At 59.7% G+C, this 16,583-nt stretch carries 15 protein-coding genes, 3 tRNA genes and 1 riboswitch; of the genes, 15 read left to right on the top strand and 3 right to left on the bottom strand.

All coding sequences use genetic code 11. From position 1 onward, the window contains the following. Positions 1–129: 129 nt before the first annotated feature. From dnaN to EKH49_RS10920, 10 genes are all read left to right on the top strand, one after another. Positions 130–1,257: a DNA polymerase III subunit beta gene (dnaN, locus tag EKH49_RS10960; protein ID WP_128470864.1), complete on the top strand. Its 1,128-nt coding sequence runs from the start codon at positions 130–132 to the stop codon at positions 1,255–1,257. 57 nt (positions 1,258–1,314) lie between these two features. Continuing rightward, on the top strand, positions 1,315–2,478 hold the full coding sequence (gene recF, locus EKH49_RS10955; RefSeq protein ID WP_128471020.1) for a DNA replication/repair protein RecF: 1,164 nt from the start codon (positions 1,315–1,317) through the stop codon (positions 2,476–2,478). Beyond that, on the top strand, positions 2,471–3,028 hold the full coding sequence (locus tag EKH49_RS10950; RefSeq protein WP_038992736.1) for a DUF721 domain-containing protein: 558 nt from the start codon (positions 2,471–2,473) through the stop codon (positions 3,026–3,028). Before recF ends, EKH49_RS10950 begins: the two co-directional genes overlap by 8 nt. Before the next feature lie 343 nt (positions 3,029–3,371). Then, positions 3,372–5,375, top strand: a complete 2,004-nt coding sequence (gyrB, locus tag EKH49_RS10945; RefSeq protein ID WP_201739606.1) for a DNA topoisomerase (ATP-hydrolyzing) subunit B — start codon at positions 3,372–3,374, stop codon at positions 5,373–5,375. Positions 5,376–5,432: 57 nt separating this feature from the next. Continuing rightward, positions 5,433–8,060, top strand: a complete 2,628-nt coding sequence (gene gyrA, locus EKH49_RS10940; protein WP_128470862.1) for a DNA gyrase subunit A — start codon at positions 5,433–5,435, stop codon at positions 8,058–8,060. Next, the gene (locus tag EKH49_RS10935) at positions 8,057–8,680 is read left to right on the top strand and encodes a DUF3566 domain-containing protein (RefSeq protein WP_128470861.1); all 624 of its coding nucleotides are present in this window, start codon (positions 8,057–8,059) and stop codon (positions 8,678–8,680) included. The genes gyrA and EKH49_RS10935 overlap by 4 nt, the downstream gene beginning before the upstream one ends. 121 nt (positions 8,681–8,801) lie before the next feature. After that, positions 8,802–8,875, top strand: a tRNA-Ile gene (locus EKH49_RS10930). A 31-nt stretch (positions 8,876–8,906) separates the two neighbouring features. Beyond that, a complete protein-coding gene (locus EKH49_RS17180) occupies positions 8,907–9,026 on the top strand; it encodes a DLW-39 family protein (RefSeq protein ID WP_211286071.1) in 120 nt (39 codons plus the stop codon). A gap of 7 nt (positions 9,027–9,033) precedes the next feature. Then, a tRNA-Ala gene (locus EKH49_RS10925) sits at positions 9,034–9,106 on the top strand. Between the two features lie 95 nt (positions 9,107–9,201). Further along, a tRNA-Ala gene (locus EKH49_RS10920) sits at positions 9,202–9,274 on the top strand. A 67-nt stretch (positions 9,275–9,341) separates the two neighbouring features. Here the strand turns inward: EKH49_RS10920 and EKH49_RS10915 are convergent. Further along, on the bottom strand, positions 9,342–10,484 hold the full coding sequence (locus EKH49_RS10915) for a glycosyltransferase family 4 protein (RefSeq protein ID WP_201739596.1): 1,143 nt from the start codon (positions 10,482–10,484) through the stop codon (positions 9,342–9,344). A gap of 109 nt (positions 10,485–10,593) precedes the next feature. Here EKH49_RS10915 and EKH49_RS10910 point away from each other — a divergent pair, with 109 nt between their 5' ends. Together EKH49_RS10910 and EKH49_RS10905 are read left to right on the top strand one after the other, a co-directional pair. Then, positions 10,594–11,565 (top strand): bile acid:sodium symporter family protein, encoded by a 972-nt coding sequence (locus EKH49_RS10910; protein WP_128470859.1) that lies wholly within the window; start codon positions 10,594–10,596, stop codon positions 11,563–11,565. A 130-nt stretch (positions 11,566–11,695) separates the two neighbouring features. Then, positions 11,696–12,565 (top strand): DMT family transporter, encoded by an 870-nt coding sequence (locus EKH49_RS10905; RefSeq protein WP_128470858.1) that lies wholly within the window; start codon positions 11,696–11,698, stop codon positions 12,563–12,565. 6 nt (positions 12,566–12,571) lie between these two features. Here EKH49_RS10905 and EKH49_RS10900 read toward each other — a convergent pair whose 3' ends face one another. Further along, entirely contained in the window at positions 12,572–12,778 is a 207-nt protein-coding gene (locus EKH49_RS10900) for a hypothetical protein (protein WP_128470857.1), read from the bottom strand. A 170-nt stretch (positions 12,779–12,948) separates the two neighbouring features. Between EKH49_RS10900 and EKH49_RS10895 the strand changes: the two genes are divergently transcribed. Both EKH49_RS10895 and EKH49_RS10890 read left to right on the top strand, forming a co-directional pair. Further along, entirely contained in the window at positions 12,949–13,494 is a 546-nt protein-coding gene (locus tag EKH49_RS10895) for a peptidylprolyl isomerase (protein ID WP_038992728.1), read from the top strand. A 247-nt stretch (positions 13,495–13,741) separates the two neighbouring features. Beyond that, positions 13,742–14,452, top strand: coding sequence for a rhomboid family intramembrane serine protease (locus tag EKH49_RS10890; protein WP_236641128.1), 711 nt, complete (start codon positions 13,742–13,744; stop codon positions 14,450–14,452). Positions 14,453–14,933: 481 nt separating this feature from the next. Here the strand turns inward: EKH49_RS10890 and EKH49_RS10885 are convergent, their stop codons facing one another. After that, the gene (locus EKH49_RS10885) at positions 14,934–15,551 is read right to left on the bottom strand and encodes a LysE/ArgO family amino acid transporter (RefSeq protein WP_128470855.1); all 618 of its coding nucleotides are present in this window, start codon (positions 15,549–15,551) and stop codon (positions 14,934–14,936) included. 76 nt (positions 15,552–15,627) lie between these two features. On the opposite strand from EKH49_RS10885, the gene EKH49_RS10880 reads away from it, so the two are divergent. After that, entirely contained in the window at positions 15,628–16,506 is an 879-nt protein-coding gene (locus tag EKH49_RS10880) for an ArgP/LysG family DNA-binding transcriptional regulator (protein WP_145964442.1), read from the top strand. A gap of 3 nt (positions 16,507–16,509) precedes the next feature. After that, positions 16,510–16,577, top strand: a riboswitch (guanidine-III (ykkC-III) riboswitch). Positions 16,578–16,583: the final 6 nt, after the last annotated feature.

The raw sequence follows: 16,583 nt of genomic DNA, 5'->3' as shown, positions 1-16,583 counted from the left end.
CGCTATCAGGGCGTGGCAAGATTAGATGGATAGAACGTGCAACTACCTGCTCTATGCTTAAGAACTTGGCGAGGGAACTACCTTCTTGGCCTGACTTAAGACTTATGGGTTCCGAAAGGCGGATTTTTCGTGAAGTTCAGCGTTGAAAAGGATGTATTGGCGGACGCCGTATCCTGGACTGCCCGGTCCCTGGCGCAGCGACCACCATCACCTGTTTTGGCAGGCATCCTCATCTCGACCCACGAAGGCCTTGTTCGCCTCGAGGGATTCGACTATGAGATTTCCTCGCATATCGAGATCCCTGCAGATATTTCCGAGCAGGGCTCGATCCTGGTATCCGGCAAGCTCTTGGCAGAAATTACCCGCTCTCTGCCCAACTCCACCGTCACCCTGGAAACCGATGGCTCGAAAATCTCGCTGACCTGCGGCCGTTCACGATTCCACTTGGCCACCATGCCGGTAGACGAATACCCAACCCTGCCTGAACTCCCAGCTATCGCCGGCACCATCGATGGCCAGGCATTCTCCGAAGCTGTTTCGCAGGTTATTGTCGCCGCTTCCAAAGACGACACCTTGCCGGTACTCACTGGCATCAAGGTTGAGATCGAAAATGACCTGATCACCTTCTTGGCCACGGACCGCTACCGACTGGCTCTCCGTGAACTCAACTGGACCCCGATCCAGGCAGAAATCTCGACTTCCTTCCTGATCAAAGCGAAGACGCTCAGCGAAGTTGCCAAGACTCTCTCGAGCTCCGGCGAACTGAAGCTTGCCATGAGCGAGAACGGCGAGATGGTTGGCTTCGAAAGCTCCAACCGCCGGACCACCTCGCTGCTGATCAACGGCGAGTACCCGAAGATCCGCTCGCTGTTCCCGAGCGATACGCCAATTCATGCAACCGTCCGCACCAGCGAGCTGATGGAGGCTGTACGCCGCGTATCGGTAGTCGCCGAACGCAATACCCCAGTTCGCATGGCCTTCACCGATGGCCAGCTGACCTTGGATGCTGGCACCGGCGAAGACGCGCAGGCTGAAGAAGCCATCGTTGCCTCGCTTCGCGGCGAAGACATCGTGGTTGCCTTCAACCCGACTTTCCTGTCCGAGGGCCTGAACTCCTTCAACACCGATTTCGTGCGCTTCTCCTTCACCAGTGCTCCGAAGCCGGCCATGCTGACCGGACAGAAGAAGCTGGATGAGGAAGACCAGGACCAGTATCGCTACCTCGTGATGCCGGTTCGATTGCCAAACTCGAACTAAGCCAATTCGTGGTCGATGGCTCCGTCCATCAGCCACCTCGTTTCTGTCAGGACCTCGGTGTATATCTCGCAGCTTTCACTCACGAGCTTCCGCTCGTATGCGCAGGCCGACGTGCACCTAGCCCCGGGGATCAACGTCTTGATCGGCCCCAACGGGGTCGGCAAGACCAATATCGTTGAGTCCATCGGCTATCTGGCCAACCTTTCGTCGCATAGAGTCAGCAATGACGCGCCCCTGCTGAATTTCGGTTCCGAGCGCGCGCTAATCAGGGGCACCGTGCATCGTGGTCCGCAGACCACGGTGCTCGAGGTCGAGATCACCAGCGGCAAGGTCAACCGGGCGCGCATCAACCGGGCTAACCCGGTTCGCGCACGAGAAATCCTTGGCATGGTGCGCACTGTACTCTTCGCCCCCGAGGACTTGGCTCTCATCAAGGGCGATCCGTCCAACCGCCGCAAGTTCCTGGACGAGCTTCTGGTAACCCTGCGCCCGGTGGAGGCCGGCACCAAGAACGACTACGAGCGCATCGTGAAGCAGCGCAATGCCCTGCTGAAGTCCATCCGCGGCAAGTCCACGCTGAGCCCCTCGCAGGAGAACACGCTCAAGGCCTGGGATCTGCAACTGGCATTGGCCGGCGCTCGGCTGATGCGCGGACGCCTGGACGTCTTGGCCTTGATCCGCCCGTACATGCAGGCCGCCTACGCAGATCTGGCAGATGGCGCCAAGGAAGCGCGCGCCATCTACCGTTCCTCGCTCGAGGGCGAACTCGATGAGAACAGCCTGCCGGCGGATGATCTTGAGTCCGTGGAGCAAGAAGAGATCCAGGAACTGCTGCTGAACGCCATCGAAGCGAATCGCAGCCGTGAAGTCGACCGCGGAATTTCGCTGTTCGGACCGCACCGCGACGATCTGACCCTGATCCTGGGCCCAACTCCTGCCAAGGGCTATGCATCGCACGGGGAAACCTGGTCCTTTGCCTTGGCCTTGCGCCTGGCCGCCTACCGTGTTTTCGGCGATGACGATCCGCGTCCAGGATCAGGCCCCATCCTGATTCTGGATGATGTCTTTGCCGAGCTCGACACCACCCGCCGTGATCGCTTGGCGCACATCGTTGCCGGAGCCGAGCAGGTGCTGGTGACCGCCGCAGTTGTGGAAGATGTCCCCGAAGCGCTGAAGGGACATTTCTTCCAGGTTTCCCCTGGCCAGGTTGTCGATGCATGAGCCATCGGAACGAGATGAACACCGCTTCGATCCAGAGATCGATGCGGCCAAGGCGCTGCTCAACCGCATGCGCAAGCTCGCCGAGGAACGCGGCGAGCGGCGCATCGATGCCGCCCGCATGGAAAGGGTGCGCAAGCGCAAGGCCGCCCGCCGCGGATTCGCCGAGGAAAGGCCGGAATCTGCCGAAGGAGCGGTTCGCGACCCGCGCGCCATTGGCGAAGTGGTCTCCCGGCTGTCCAAGTCGCGCGGCTGGAACACCCAGGTCGCTGTCGGCTCGGTGCTCGGACGCTGGGAGGACATCATCGGAGTGGAGAACGCGAAGCACTGCAAACCTGAATCCTTCGAGGACACCGTGGTGGTGATGCGCTGCGATACGACAGCGCGAGCAGCACAGATGCGCCTGCTCACCCACGACATCCTGAAGAAATTCGATGCCGAGCTGGGGCCCGGGATCGTCACAGTGCTCAAGGTGCTGGGTCCCAACGCTCCCTCCTGGCGCCACGGCATGCGTTCGGTGGCCGGCCGGGGGCCTCGCGACACCTACGGATAGAGATTGCTGGCATGGCATATGGCGCACTCACGGACCCGGAGGCTGGATCCCCCCTCACTTGATCGCCACAACTGCCTCAGAACGTCAATTACCAGCTTTTGGTGGGCGATTTAGGACTCAAAGTCACCGTTTATTTTGGTCTACGCGGTAGAATTAGAGGTAGTGAATTGACTCCGTTGCGGGCAAGGCCCGCGCCGGAGTCCCTCCAGACCATGATTGCCCGACGCGCAGAATCCGTCGCAGAGGGCCATCGCGCGCTAAATTCGAGGAGTTCGTAGCACCCGTGTCTACTGAAAATGCTTCACCGCAGGAACCGGCTGAAAGCCAGGCTCCCGCGGAATCGATGACTTCCAAAGTCGAACACACATATGGCGCCCAGGATATTACCGTCCTCGAAGGACTCGAAGCGGTACGCAAACGCCCGGGCATGTACATCGGTTCCACCGGCCCGCGAGGCCTGCACCATTTGGTCTACGAAGTCGTCGACAACTCCGTCGATGAGGCGCTGGCAGGCTACTGCGACACCATCAACGTCACGCTGCAGGCCGATGGCGGCGTACGCTGCGAGGACAACGGCCGCGGCATTCCGGTAGACATCCACCCCACCGAGGGCAAGCCAACCGTCGAGGTCGTCATGACCATCCTGCATGCCGGCGGCAAATTCGGCGGCGGCGGCTACGCGGTCTCCGGCGGCCTGCACGGCGTGGGCATCTCCGTGGTGAACGCGCTGTCCGAGAAGGTCAACACCATCGTGCGCCGCCAGGGCCACGCATGGCGCATCGGTTTCGCCAATGGCGGCCACACCGTCCAGGAGCTGACCAAGGGCGAGGAAACCGAGCTGACCGGCACCAGCCAGACCTTCTACCCGGATCCGGAAATCTTCGAGACCACCGAATTCGATTTCGAGACGTTGCGCGCCCGCTTCCAGCAGATGGCCTTCCTGAACAAGGGCCTGCGCATCACTCTCACCGACGAGCGCGTCCAGGAGATCGAAGAGCCTGAGGCCGAAGTCGAAGAGGAAATCGAGAACCAAGTAGTCAAGCCGCGCACCGTGGACTACCTGTACAAGGACGGCCTGCTGGACTACGTCAAGCACCTGAACGCGGCGAAGAAGATCGAGCTGGTCCACGACGAGGTTATCGCCTTCGAATCCGAAGATGCAGCACGAGGCATCAGCCTGGAAATCGCGATGCAGTGGACCAGCGCCTACGCCGAATCCGTGCACACCTACGCAAACACCATCAACACCCATGAAGGCGGCACCCACGAAGAGGGCTTCCGCGCCGCACTGACCGGCCTGCTCAACCGCTACGCGCGCGATAACAAGATCCTGCGCGAGAAGGATGACAACCTCACCGGCGAAGATGCCCGCGAAGGCTTGACCGCAGTCATCTCGGTCAAGCTCTCCGAGCCCCAGTTCGAAGGCCAGACCAAGACCAAGCTGGGCAACTCGATCGCCCGCGGCTTCGTCCAGGGCGTGGTCAACGAGGAGCTGGGCGACTGGTTCGAGCGCAACCCGAACGTGGCCCGCGACATCATCCGCAAGGCCCAGCTGGCGTCGCAGGCGCGCCTGGCCGCCCGCAAGGCCCGCGACAACGCCCGCCGCAAGTCCCCGATGGAATCCTTCGGCATGCCTGGCAAGCTCTCGGACTGCTCCTCGAAGAACCCTTCCGAGTGCGAAGTGTTCATCGTGGAGGGCGACTCCGCAGGCGGCTCCGCCAAGCGCGGCCGCGACCCGCACACCCAGGCCATCCTGCCGCTGCGCGGCAAGATCCTGAACGTGGAGCGCGCCCGCCTGGACCGCGCGCTGGGCAACGCCGAAGTGCAGGCGATGATCACCGCCTTCGGCACCGGCATCGGCGAAGAATTCGACATGGCCAAGCTGCGCTACCACAAGATCGTGCTGATGGCCGACGCCGACGTGGACGGCCAGCACATCACCACGTTGCTGCTGACCCTGATCTTCCGCTTCATGCGCCCGCTGATCGAGCACGGCTACGTCTACCTGGCGGCTCCTCCGCTGTACCGCATCAAGTGGTCCAACGCCGCCCACGACTACGTGTTCTCCGACAAGGAACGCGACGCGGCGCTGCTCGCCGGCCAGGCCGCCAACAAGCGCCTGCCCAAGGACAACGGCATCCAGCGCTACAAGGGCCTGGGCGAGATGGACTACTCGGAGCTGTGGGACACCACCATGGATCCGGAGCACCGCACGCTGCGCCAGGTCACCATGGACGACGCGGCAGCCGCCGACGAGATCTTCTCGGTGCTGATGGGCGAGGATGTCGAGTCCCGGCGGAACTTCATCCAGCAGAACGCCAAGGACGTGCGCTTCCTGGATATCTAGCCGGCCGCAGCCACCACAGATATCCACCGAAGACTTTTTGACTTGTAAGGGAAGAAATTGAGCGACGAGCAAACCCCGCAGGACGCGCCAATGGACGGCGAGATCATCGAACCGGGCCACGACGGCGGCCGCATCGACCAGATCGACCTGCAGACCGAAATGCAGCGGTCCTACCTCGACTACGCCATGGCAGTGATCGTCGGCCGCGCCCTGCCGGATGTGCGCGACGGGCTGAAGCCGGTGCACCGCCGCGTGCTGTACGCGATGTACGACGGCGGCTACCGCCCGGAGCGCGCCTACAACAAGTGCGCCCGCGTGGTCGGCGAGGTCATGGGCCAGTACCACCCGCACGGCGACACCGCGATCTACGATGCGCTGGTGCGCCTGATCCAGGACTGGGTCATGCGCTACCCGCTGGCCCTGGGCCAGGGCAACTTCGGCTCGCCGGGCAACGACGGCGCCGCCGCCCAGCGTTACACCGAAACCAAGATGGCCCCGCTGGCCATGGAAATGGTCCGCGATATCAACGAGAACACCGTTGATTTCCAGGACAACTACGACGGCAAGAACCAGGAACCCACGGTCCTGCCAGCCCGCTTCCCGAACCTGCTGGTCAACGGCTCCTCCGGCATCGCCGTGGGCATGGCCACCAACATCCCGCCGCACAACCTGCGCGAGGTCGCCGAGGGCGTGCAGTGGTACCTGAAGAACCCTGACGTCTCCCGCGAAGAGCTGCTCGCCGAGCTGATGCTGCGCGTGAAGGGCCCGGACTTCCCGTCCGGCGCGATGATCCTGGGCACCAAGGGCATCGCCGACGCCTACCGCACCGGCCGCGGCTCGATCACCATGCGCGCCGTGGTCAACGTCGAGGAAATCCAGGGACGCACCTGCCTGGTGGTCACCGAGCTGCCGTACATGGCCAACCCGGACAACCTCGCGGTGAAGATCGCCGAGCTGGTGCGTGACGGCAAGATCTCCGGCATCGCCGACATGCGCGATGAGACCTCCGGCCGCACCGGCCAACGCCTGGTCATCGTGCTCAAGCGCGACGCCGTGGCCAAGGTGGTGCTGAACAACCTCTACAAGCACACCGAGCTGCAGTCGAACTTCTCCGCCAACATGCTGGCGATCGTCGACGGGGTGCCGCGCACCCTGCCGCTGGACGGATTCATCCGCCACTGGGTCACCCACCAGATCGAAGTGATCGTCCGCCGCACCGAATACCGCTTGAAGAAGGCCGAAGAAGAAGCCCACATCCTGCGTGGCCTGCTCAAGGCACTGGACGCCCTGGACGAGGTCATCGCGCTGATTCGCCGCTCGGCCACCACCGAGGCCGCCCGCGATGGCCTGATGGAACTGCTGAGCATCGACGAGGACCAGGCCCGCGCCATCCTGGACATGCAGCTGCGCCGCCTGGCCGCTCTAGAGCGCCAGAAGATCCAGGACCGCCACGCCGAGCTCGAGCGCATGATCGCCGAGTTCCAGGCAATCATCGCTTCCCCAGCCCGCCAGCGCGAGATCGTCTCCGAAGAGCTGCAGGAAATTGTCGACAAGCACGGCGACGACCGCCGCACCAAGGTGCTGATGGGGTACGACGGCGACATGAGCGTCGAAGACCTGATCCCGGAAGAGGAAATGGTCGTCACCATCACCCGCGGCGGCTACGTCAAGCGCACCCGCATCGACAACTACCGATCGCAGGCCCGCGGCGGCAAGGGCATCAAGGGCGCGAACCTGCGCGGCGACGACGTGGTGGAGCACTTCTTCGTCACCTCGACCCACAACTGGCTGCTGTTCTTCACCAACCACGGCCGGGTCTATCGCACCAAGTGCTACGAGCTGGCCGAAGCCGGCCGCGACGCCAAGGGCCAGCACGTGGCCAATGTGATGGCCTTCCAGCCCGATGAGCACATCGCCCAGGTGCTGGATCTGCGCACCTACCAGGATGCCGCCTACCTGATGCTGGCTACCCGCAACGGCCTGGTGAAGAAGACCCGCCTGGAGGACTACGACACCAACCGCACCGCAGGCGTCATCGCGATCAACCTGCGTGAGGGCGATGAACTGGTCTCCGCGCAGCTGGTCAGCGAATCCGATGACGTGATGCTCGTCTCACGCCTGGGCCAGTCGGTCCGCTTCACCGCCACCGATACCGCCCTGCGCCCGATGGGCCGCGCCACGTCCGGCGTCACCGGCATGAAGTTCCGAGACGGCGATGAGCTGCTGGCAGCTGATGTGGTCCGCGAGGGATCCTTCGTGTTCACCGTGACCAACGAAGGCTACGCAAAGCGCACAACGGTCGAGGAATACCGCGTGCAATCCCGTGGTGGCTTGGGCATTAAGGTGGCCAAGCTCAATGAGGAACGCGGCGAGCTGGTTGGCGCGCTGATCGTCGACGAGACCGATGAGGTCTTGGTGGTGATGGGCTCGGGCAAGGTGGTCCGATCCGCAGTTTCGCAGGTTCCTTCCAAGGGCCGCGACACGATGGGCGTCATCTTCGCCAAGCCGGACAAGAAGGACCGCATCCTCGCCGTTGCCAAGAACTCTGAGACCGGGCTCGAGGAGAACTCGGAGGAAAATGCCGTAACGTTGGACGCAGAAAACACGATCGACGAGTCATCGGCTGCGCCAGAAACTGATTCCGGCGCCGAAAACGAAGACAACACTAACGGAGGTAACGCATGAGCACGCCCTCGACGCCACGCCCCAGCGGCGGTGCCCCGAAGAGCGCAGCGCCGCGACCTACCCAGGTAAAGCGTCCGGCTCCGACCGGTACAGGTGCCCGCCCGGCTAGCGCCGGCGCACGACCAGCGGCAGGACAGTCGCGTCCAGCGGGCCAGCGCCCAACGGGATCGCCGCAGCGCCCTGCAGGCCAGCGCCCAACCGGCCAGCAGCGTCCAGCCAATGGCCAGGAACGCCTGGTTCGCCCAGCCCCCAAGGCCAAGGTCCGCAAGGCCCGCCTGCTGGTATCCAAGGTGGAACCCTTCTCGGTGCTGAAGCTGGCCTTCCTGCTCTCGGTCGCCTTCGGCGTGATCACCGTGGTTGCAGCTGTAGGCATCTGGGCCGTACTGGACTTGACCGGAACCTTTGATTCGTTCAACCAGCTGATGCGCGACGCCATCGGCGCCGACGGAAACTTCGACCTGCGCGACACCATGTCGCTGGGCCAGGTGGCTTCCTACGCGACAATCATCGCCGTGGTGAACGTTGTGGTGATTTCCGTGGTCTCCATGCTTGGCGCGGTGCTGTACAACATTGCAGCTTCGCTGGTCGGCGGCGCCGGGGTTACCCTCACCGACGACTAGGAACACCCCTTGTCGAGCCCGGGATTCATGCTGTGATGCATGACACCCGGGCTCGATTTGTATCTTTCGGGGAACACCGGTAAAGTTTTATTTCGTTCCGAAGGGAACAAAACAAAAGCAAGGGCGTATAGCTCAGGCGGTTAGAGCGCTTCGCTGATAACGAAGAGGTCCCAAGTTCAAGTCTTGGTACGCCCACGGAAACCTTGCTGGAGGGAAAGAGGAAGCAATGAAAAAGTTCCTGGTTCTCGCATCGATCGCGACTGCTGCAGTAGTCTTGGTCAAGAAGGCGAAGGCTTCGTCGGAAACAAAGGAAACCTGGCATCAGGTAGCCGATAAAGTTTCCTAAAGCTTTTGGGGCCTTAGCTCAGTTGGTAGAGCGTCTGCTTTGCAAGCAGAATGTCAGGAGTTCGATTCTCCTAGGCTCCACAAAAGAAAATGGCGGAAAGTGAAAACTTTCCGCTAATTCTTTTTGATTGGTTCAGCTGAATTGATCACGGAGCGGAAGCTTCAGAATTGAATACGGGGCCTTAGCTCAGTTGGTAGAGCGTCTGCTTTGCAAGCAGAATGTCAGGAGTTCGATTCTCCTAGGCTCCACATTTGCCAAAAGGCGGAAAGCGACAGCTTTCCGCCTTTTGCGCATCTCAAAGACTTTTCAGTCCAGCTAGTGCCGGATCCGGGCCATCCGGACCTGCTCATAATGCCCAAGCAGCTGCTGGCCAATGCTGTGCCAGGAACGATCTTGGACACTGCTCAGCGCGGCGCTGGCAAAAGCCAAGCGTTTGGCGTGGTCATACGCCAAGTCGCTGACGCGGCTGCGCAGTTCATCATGATTCCCCGGCTGGTAGAGCCAACCGGTGCGCGAGGAATCCACCAGATCCAGCGGTCCCCCACGCCCTACGGCTACCACAGGCACGCCGCAGGCCATCGCTTCCTGAATGGTCTGGCAGAAGGTCTCCGAGGCTCCAGGATGGACGAAAATGTCCATCGAGGCCATGACCTCGCCCAAGCGCTCCCCTGAAAGGAAACCGGTGAAGTGGGCATTGGGCAGCAGGCTGCGCAGTTCGTCCTCGAGCGGGCCGGAACCGACAATCACCAGGCGGGTATTCTCAAGGTCCGCCAGGGCCTGCAGGTCGGCAACCTGCTTCTCTGCCGCCAGCCGGCCGACATAGCCAATGACCACCTCGTCATTCGGGGCGACCGCCTGTCTGAAGTGCTCGCTGCGCCGTCGTGGCGTGAACTGGGCAGTATCGACTCCCCTGCCTGAAATGGCCAGGCGCTGGACGCCCAGGGATTCGAGCTGCTGGTAGGAAAACGTACTTGGCACCAGCGTCAGGTCCGCACCGGTGTGGATCGCTCTGACGTGCTCCCAGAGCCTTTGGGTAAGCCATGGCATCTTATAGCGTGCCGCGTAGCTTGGAACCTCGGTCTGATACAGCGCCACCGTGGGCAAGTCCAGCTCTTGTGCGGCGCGCAGCGCCTGCCAGCCCAAGATGAACGGGCTAGCCAGGTGAACGACATCTGCTCTCTCTCGAGCCAGCAACTTACGCAGCCGGCTAACGCTGGTAGTAGCGACCCGCACCTCAGGATAGCTGGCCAACGGCATGGAAGGAACCGTGAGGATCTTGAAGCCCTGGTAGAGCTTTGGCACGCCGTGGCCCGACAACTCCCCTGCCAGCGAGCCTGCGGGGGTGATGACGACGGCTTCATGGCCCGTCTGCCTCAGGTGGTCCAAGGTCTTGAGGATTGAGTTGGTCACCCCATTGAAATGGGGAAGGAACGATTCAGCGACAATTGCTACCTTCACGTCTCCAGCATGAGGATTGCCAGTGACACCCAAGTTAATATGGCTAGGGCAACGGATTAACTTCAGTTGTCTCGTTGTGGCGGCACCTCATTAGTGGCAGACTACCTAGGTGCCAAATGAACAGCCCAGCCCTTTCACCGTCGAGGCGAACGCCAAAGAAACCGAAAGAAACACCCGCATTGCGGTACTGCTCTTCCCTGTGCTGATATTGCTCGGCGGATTATGCGGAATGCTCATTCCCCAAGCGTTCTTGGGTCTTTCCAGTTGGATCAATCCGTTGCTGATGGTGATCATGTTCTGCATGGGGCTGACCTTGACCATGCCGGATTTCGCGTTGGTGTTCAAGAATCCCTTGCCGGTACTGGGCGGTGTCGCAGCGCAGTTCATCATCATGCCTTCGATGGGCTGGCTGGTAGCCACGATGCTGCAACTTGAACCGGCATTGGCAGCCGGCCTGATTCTGGTTGGCTGCGCGCCCGGAGGCACGGCTTCCAACGTGGTTTCGTACTTGGCTCGCGGCAATGTTGCTCTGTCCGTCGCCATGACTTCGGTGTCGACCTTGCTCGCACCTTTGCTGACTCCAGCGCTGGCCTTGTGGCTCGCTGGCCAGTACATGCCGGTCGATGCGGGATCCATGGCAATCAGTGTTGTCCAGATCGTCTTGATCCCGGTGGTGCTGGGCATCTTCCTGCGCATGCTGTTCAATCGGTTCGTGGACAAGATCAGCGGTGCGCTGCCATGGCTGTCGGTGCTGGCCATTACATTCGTGGTGACGGTCATCGTCGCGGGCAGCGCGCAGACAATCGTGACGGCCGGGCTGCTGGTCTTGGTGGCGGTAGTCTTGCACAACGCACTGGGCCTGGCATTGGGATATGCCATCGGCATCCTCTTGCGGGTTCCCGAGGATTCCCGGCGCACGATTGCCATCGAAGTCGGCATGCAGAACTCGGGTCTTGCCGGAGGGCTGGCGAAGCAATACTTCTCGCCGGAGGCGGCGCTGCCGGGTGCCGTATTCTCTGTTTGGCATAACTTGTCCGGCGCATTGATCGCTGCATATTGGCGGAGAAAATCGGCAAAATAGACAGAAAACATGACGTTTTGCAGTGCATATGCAAAATTGTGCATATTTTGACTCTTCCAAGGAATCGCCGGTTTCGCCGGCTTCGGCATATGAATGAAGCCCCTGCGTTCGGAAACTGTAATCTGGGTTGGTGACCATCTTGCTTGCCCTGGTCGGAATCCTCGGTATTTCGGCATCCGGCCCCATAATCGCCGCCTTCCCGGGTGTCCCGGTTCTCTCCATGGCCTTCTGGCGCAATGGCGCTGCCGCGGCTGTGCTCAGCGCACCGGCGCTGCGCAAAAATTCAAAAGCCTATCTGCAGATGACCGGGCGGGAATGGTTCTTCACCGGGATTGCCGGCGTGGCTCTTGCATTGCATTTCGTATGCTTCATGTATTCGATGCGGCTGACCAGTGTGGCTGCCGGTACGGCGCTGGTGTGCATCCAAGGTGTCTGGATCGCGATTTACCAGGTTCTGCGCGGCACCAAATACCGGACCCAGGTTTTCCTTGGCATGGGCGTTGCGCTGCTTGGTGCCATCATCATCACGGGTTTCGATATGGGACTGGGGCGGGACGCCATCATTGGCGATCTGCTGGCCTTGGCCGGCGGCATCTTGGCCGCGGTGTACACGCTGGCCGGATCCGTGGCACGAAGGACTTTGGGAACTGCAACATATGCCTCGAGCTGCTATGCGTTTACCGCCGTCGTGCTATTGATCCTGTGCCTCGTGACTGGGACCCCTATCTGGGGTTTTGACGCTCGAGGATGGATAGGGATCATTCTGCTGACGCTTTGCGCCCAGATCTTCGGCCATACCGCCATGAATCACTTGCTCAGCGTGCTCGGTCCGCTGACGGTTTCGACGCTGATTCTGCTTGAGATCCCTGGAGCAGCAATTCTGGCGGCATTGATCTTAGGCCAGGTAGTTTCTATCGCTACCTACGCCGGGTTGGCGGTGATACTCGTAGGGCTTGCCCTCGTGATCCGAGGGCAAGCCCAACCAAAAATTGAAGCCTAGCCAGGATTACTTGTCATCTTCGAGGATTTCGCGGATTTCTTCCACGCTTGCTTCCCTTGATTCAGCAGGCTGGTGCGGCTGTGCAGGAAGCGGCTCGTTCTCCCATGGATCCTCAATAGGCTTCGAGGCTTTCCACACGGCAACCAGCACCGCGACAAGTCCCGCAATCAAGCCAACGGCTAGTACTTTTCCTGCTTTGCTCTTCTTGCTCATGCATTGCTCCCGATCCGAAAAATTCACACTAACCGACAGTTCAAGACTAGGCAGTTCCATGCCAAGTAGCCAGCATAAGCGGACCAGCAGCCTGAAAGTCATCCAAATTTTCACTCAACGCGTACGTCAGTATTTAGCGGGTCGAGCATAGATCATGGAAGAATGAGGGCATGACCGCAAACGCAACTCATAAAGCCACGATTCACACTACTTTGGGCGATATCGTTGTCGAGCTCTTCGGCAACCACGCACCGAAGACCGTAAAGAACTTCGTTGGCCTGTCGACCGGTGAGCAGGAGTGGGTACACCCAGAATCCGGTGACAAGAAGTCCAACACCCCGCTGTACAGCGGAACCATCTTCCACCGCATCATTTCCGATTTCATGATTCAAGGTGGCGACCCACTGGGCCAGGGCTTCGGCGGCCCAGGCTACCAGTTCGATGATGAGATCCACCCAGAACTGAACTTCAACGAGCCTTACAAGCTGGCTATGGCCAATGCGGGTATCCGCATGGGTCGTGGAACCAACGGTTCGCAGTTCTTCATCACCACCGTTCCTACCACCTGGCTGCAGGGCAAGCACACCATCTTCGGTGAAGTTGTCGATGCAGATTCCCGCAAGGTCGTTGACGCATTGAACGCCGTTGCTACCGATGGCCGTGACAAGCCACTGGAAGACGTCGTCATCAACTCGGTCGACATCGAGACCCTGTAACAGCACAGGCGCACCACCGCGAGGCTCCGGCGATTCCTAGCAGGCATTGCCGGGGCCTCGGGCATTTAATCCTTACTCCCCCAACGCAAGGCAGGTACCGATGTCCTTCGGACAGGTTTCCCCAGAGGGCCAAGCTGCTCCTACGTGCTTTCGGCATCCGCAGACGGTGTCCTATGTTTCGTGCAACCGCTGTGGGCGCCCGATCTGCCCGCAGTGCCAAGTCTCTGCACCCGTGGGTGTGCACTGCGTGGACTGCGTAGCGCAAGCCAATAAGAACCTGCCACAGCAGAAAACCCAGTTCGGTGGCCGGGCCCGCTCCGGCGCCCCTGTTGTCACGTACACGTTCATCGGCCTGAACGTGCTGGTGTATCTGCTGCAGTGGATCATCCCCGGATTCACTAATCAGCTTGTACTCGCCCCCGCTCTGGCTGCCTATGAGCCATGGCGCCTGATAACCAGCGCCTTTGCCCACTCCACGAGTTCCTTCCTGCACCTGGCCATGAACATGTACGGTGTCTACATCTTCGGTACCATGCTCGAGCCGCGAATGGGACGGTTGCGCTTCACCTGGCTATACCTGCTCAGTGCCTTTGGCGGCTCACTGGGAGTTCTCCTGCTGAGCGATCCGCTCAGCGCCACGCTCGGAGCTTCAGGCGCATTGGCGGGACTATTCCTCGCTACTTTCGTCGTGTTCCGCTCCAATAAGCAGGCACTTCGCTCCATGGGAATCATCCTTGCCCTGAATGTGGCTCTGGGCTTCGTGATTTCCGGTATCTCGTGGCAGGGACACCTGGGCGGCGCGATTTTGGGTATTCTCGGAGCCTGCTGCATCGTGCTTATCCCGAGAAGTAATCCACAACGTGCGCGAACGCAGATACTTTTGCTCACTGCCCTATCGATTGCGTTGCTAGCCGCGGTCTACATTTCCACCGAAGCTGTGAAGTGGCCCTTGGAGTAATTCGAAAAAACGACGAACCGTTTATCCACACTGCTTATCCACACTGTTAATAACTTACAAGCGTGTAACTCTCTGCGCATAAAGGTTATTAACACCCCTGCCCCCCTTGAAATCAAGGGTATTCGCCTTCAAGCACGCAATACTCACAGCTTTGTCCCCAACTGTGGATAACTTTTAAACAACCCCTGTAGATAGTGCATATACGAACCCCAAGTCTGTTAATAACTTTGGGTTCGAAAGTTTAAACGAATCTGGCAAATCATGGCGCAAATGGCGAACGCAAGCCTTATCCACAATAGAAATCCACAGTGTTAATAACTTACAAGCATGTGATTTCAAGCCTTGAAAGCGGACTTGACTTGGTAGCCTTGAAGAAATCCACTCAATATCCCCCATTTCTCCCCATCTGTGGATAACTTTGTGAACAACTGTTCATTAAAGTTGTGCACAAAGACTGTGGATAAACGTTCTAGCCTGTGGATTACTTGGTGAAGACTGGAAGGATCAGCATGCTCGCGAAGATGAGCATGACGAAACCGATGGCTATATCCAGTACTTGCCACGCTTTCGGCTTTGCGAAGAGCGGGGCCAAGAACCGCGCGCCATAGGCGAGTGCGAAGAACCAGGTGAAGCTGGCAAGGATGGCACCAATGGCGAAGTTAGGTGCGCCCGCGGCTTGGGAAGTGGCCATTGACCCCAGAAGCAGAACCGTATCGATATACACATGCGGGTTCAGCCAGGTGAGGGCCAAAGTCGTCCCGACGATTGAAGCGACCGATGTTGCGACAGGCAGTGCAGAGACCTTTAGCGCTTCGGGCTTCAACGCCCGACTGAAAGCAAAAATCGCGTAGCCTGCCAAGAAGATGAAACCGCCAATTCGCGCAATCGTCAATAGCCAAGGCGCTCGCTCGACCAGTGCTCCCATGCCACTGGCGCCGGCGGCAATCAGCATTGCGTCTGACAACGAGCACACCAGCGCGGTAACGAAAACATGTTCTTTCCTGATTCCTTGGCGCAAGACGAAAGCGTTTTGCGCACCAATGGCGATGATGAGGGACAAGCCTGTGGTGAAGCCAAAGAACAAGGATCCAGAGAACATGTAAAAACTGTAGGGGAATCCATAAACTGCGTCTAACTTAAGTTCCTGAATCTACATTAGAGTCCCTAATGTGAATATGGATATGGAACAGCTTGAAACCCTGCTGGCAGTTGTGGATGCGGGAAGTTTCGATGATGCCTCAATTGATCTGGGAATTACGGCCTCGGCGGTCAGTCAGCGCATCAAAGCGCTGGAGAATCGTTTGGGGGCAATTCTGCTAGTTCGCAGTCGACCGGTTGCTACCACCGAGCAAGGAACCAAAGTACTGCGCTATGCGCGTCAGATGTCCTTGCTTAGTGCAGAGTTCTCAAACGAGATTGCCTCGGAGAATCCAGTCCAGGTCGCGATCGGAGTCAACGCGGATTCGCTTTCCACATGGTTCGGTTCGGTATTCTCCGAGCTCGCCAAATTTGAGGATCTTTCCTGCGAAATCGTGCGAACCGACGAAAACAGGGGACTGGAGCTGCTTCGTACAGGACGTGTCAGTGCAGTGGTCACGAATTCTGAAGAGAACATCCAAGGATGCATCAGCCAGAAGCTGGGGGCAATGCGCTACCGCGCGGCAGCGAAAGCTACGGTGGCACAACGCCATGTACCCACCGGGAGCGCGGTTGAACTGATTCGCACCCCTATGGTGGTCTTTGATCGCGAGGATCCTTTGCAGCACCTCATGCTCGAGCGGGCTGCCGGAGCCAAAGCGCGCCCGGCGGGACAGATCCACCATGTACCGGACTCCGTGCAATTTGTTGCGGCCATCGAAGCAGGGATGGGATGGGGTATGGTGCCGGAGCCGCAACTGCAGAAAGCCAAAGGGCTGCAGGTGCTCAACGAGCAATGGTTTATCGATGTGCCACTGTATTTTCAGCGCTGGGCGGTGGACTCGAAGATCCTCAGGCGGATAGGTGGCATATTGGTCACAGCCGCAAGACAGCATGACCTGCATTTGCTAGCCTGAGGTGGTCACCAGCAATAACTGCTTGGACCCGGACGAGGGAGCCGTACCCGGAACGCGACAAGACGGCCAGAAAGTAT

This window comes from Glutamicibacter sp. HZAU, assembly GCF_004100365.1.
Taxonomy (GTDB): Bacteria; Actinomycetota; Actinomycetes; order Actinomycetales; family Micrococcaceae; genus Glutamicibacter; species Glutamicibacter nicotianae.
Note: the sequence above shows the minus strand (reverse complement) of the source record. Positions and strands in the feature narration are given on the sequence as shown.

Bases quoted from the DNA above. Each gene is read 5' to 3' on its own strand.
- EKH49_RS10900 (WP_128470857.1), bottom strand. From the start codon at position 12,778: ATGAGCAAGAAGAGCAAAGCAGGAAAAGTACTAGCCGTTGGCTTGATT.
- EKH49_RS10950 (WP_038992736.1), top strand. From the start codon at position 2,471: ATGCATGAGCCATCGGAACGAGATGAACACCGCTTCGATCCAGAGATC.
- EKH49_RS17180 (WP_211286071.1), top strand. From the start codon at position 8,907: ATGAAAAAGTTCCTGGTTCTCGCATCGATCGCGACTGCTGCAGTAGTC.
- EKH49_RS10895 (WP_038992728.1), top strand. From the start codon at position 12,949: ATGACCGCAAACGCAACTCATAAAGCCACGATTCACACTACTTTGGGC.
- EKH49_RS10880 (WP_145964442.1), top strand. From the start codon at position 15,628: ATGGATATGGAACAGCTTGAAACCCTGCTGGCAGTTGTGGATGCGGGA.
- EKH49_RS10885 (WP_128470855.1), bottom strand. From the start codon at position 15,551: ATGTTCTCTGGATCCTTGTTCTTTGGCTTCACCACAGGCTTGTCCCTC.
- EKH49_RS10935 (WP_128470861.1), top strand. From the start codon at position 8,057: ATGAGCACGCCCTCGACGCCACGCCCCAGCGGCGGTGCCCCGAAGAGC.
- gyrB (WP_201739606.1), top strand. From the start codon at position 3,372: ATGACTTCCAAAGTCGAACACACATATGGCGCCCAGGATATTACCGTC.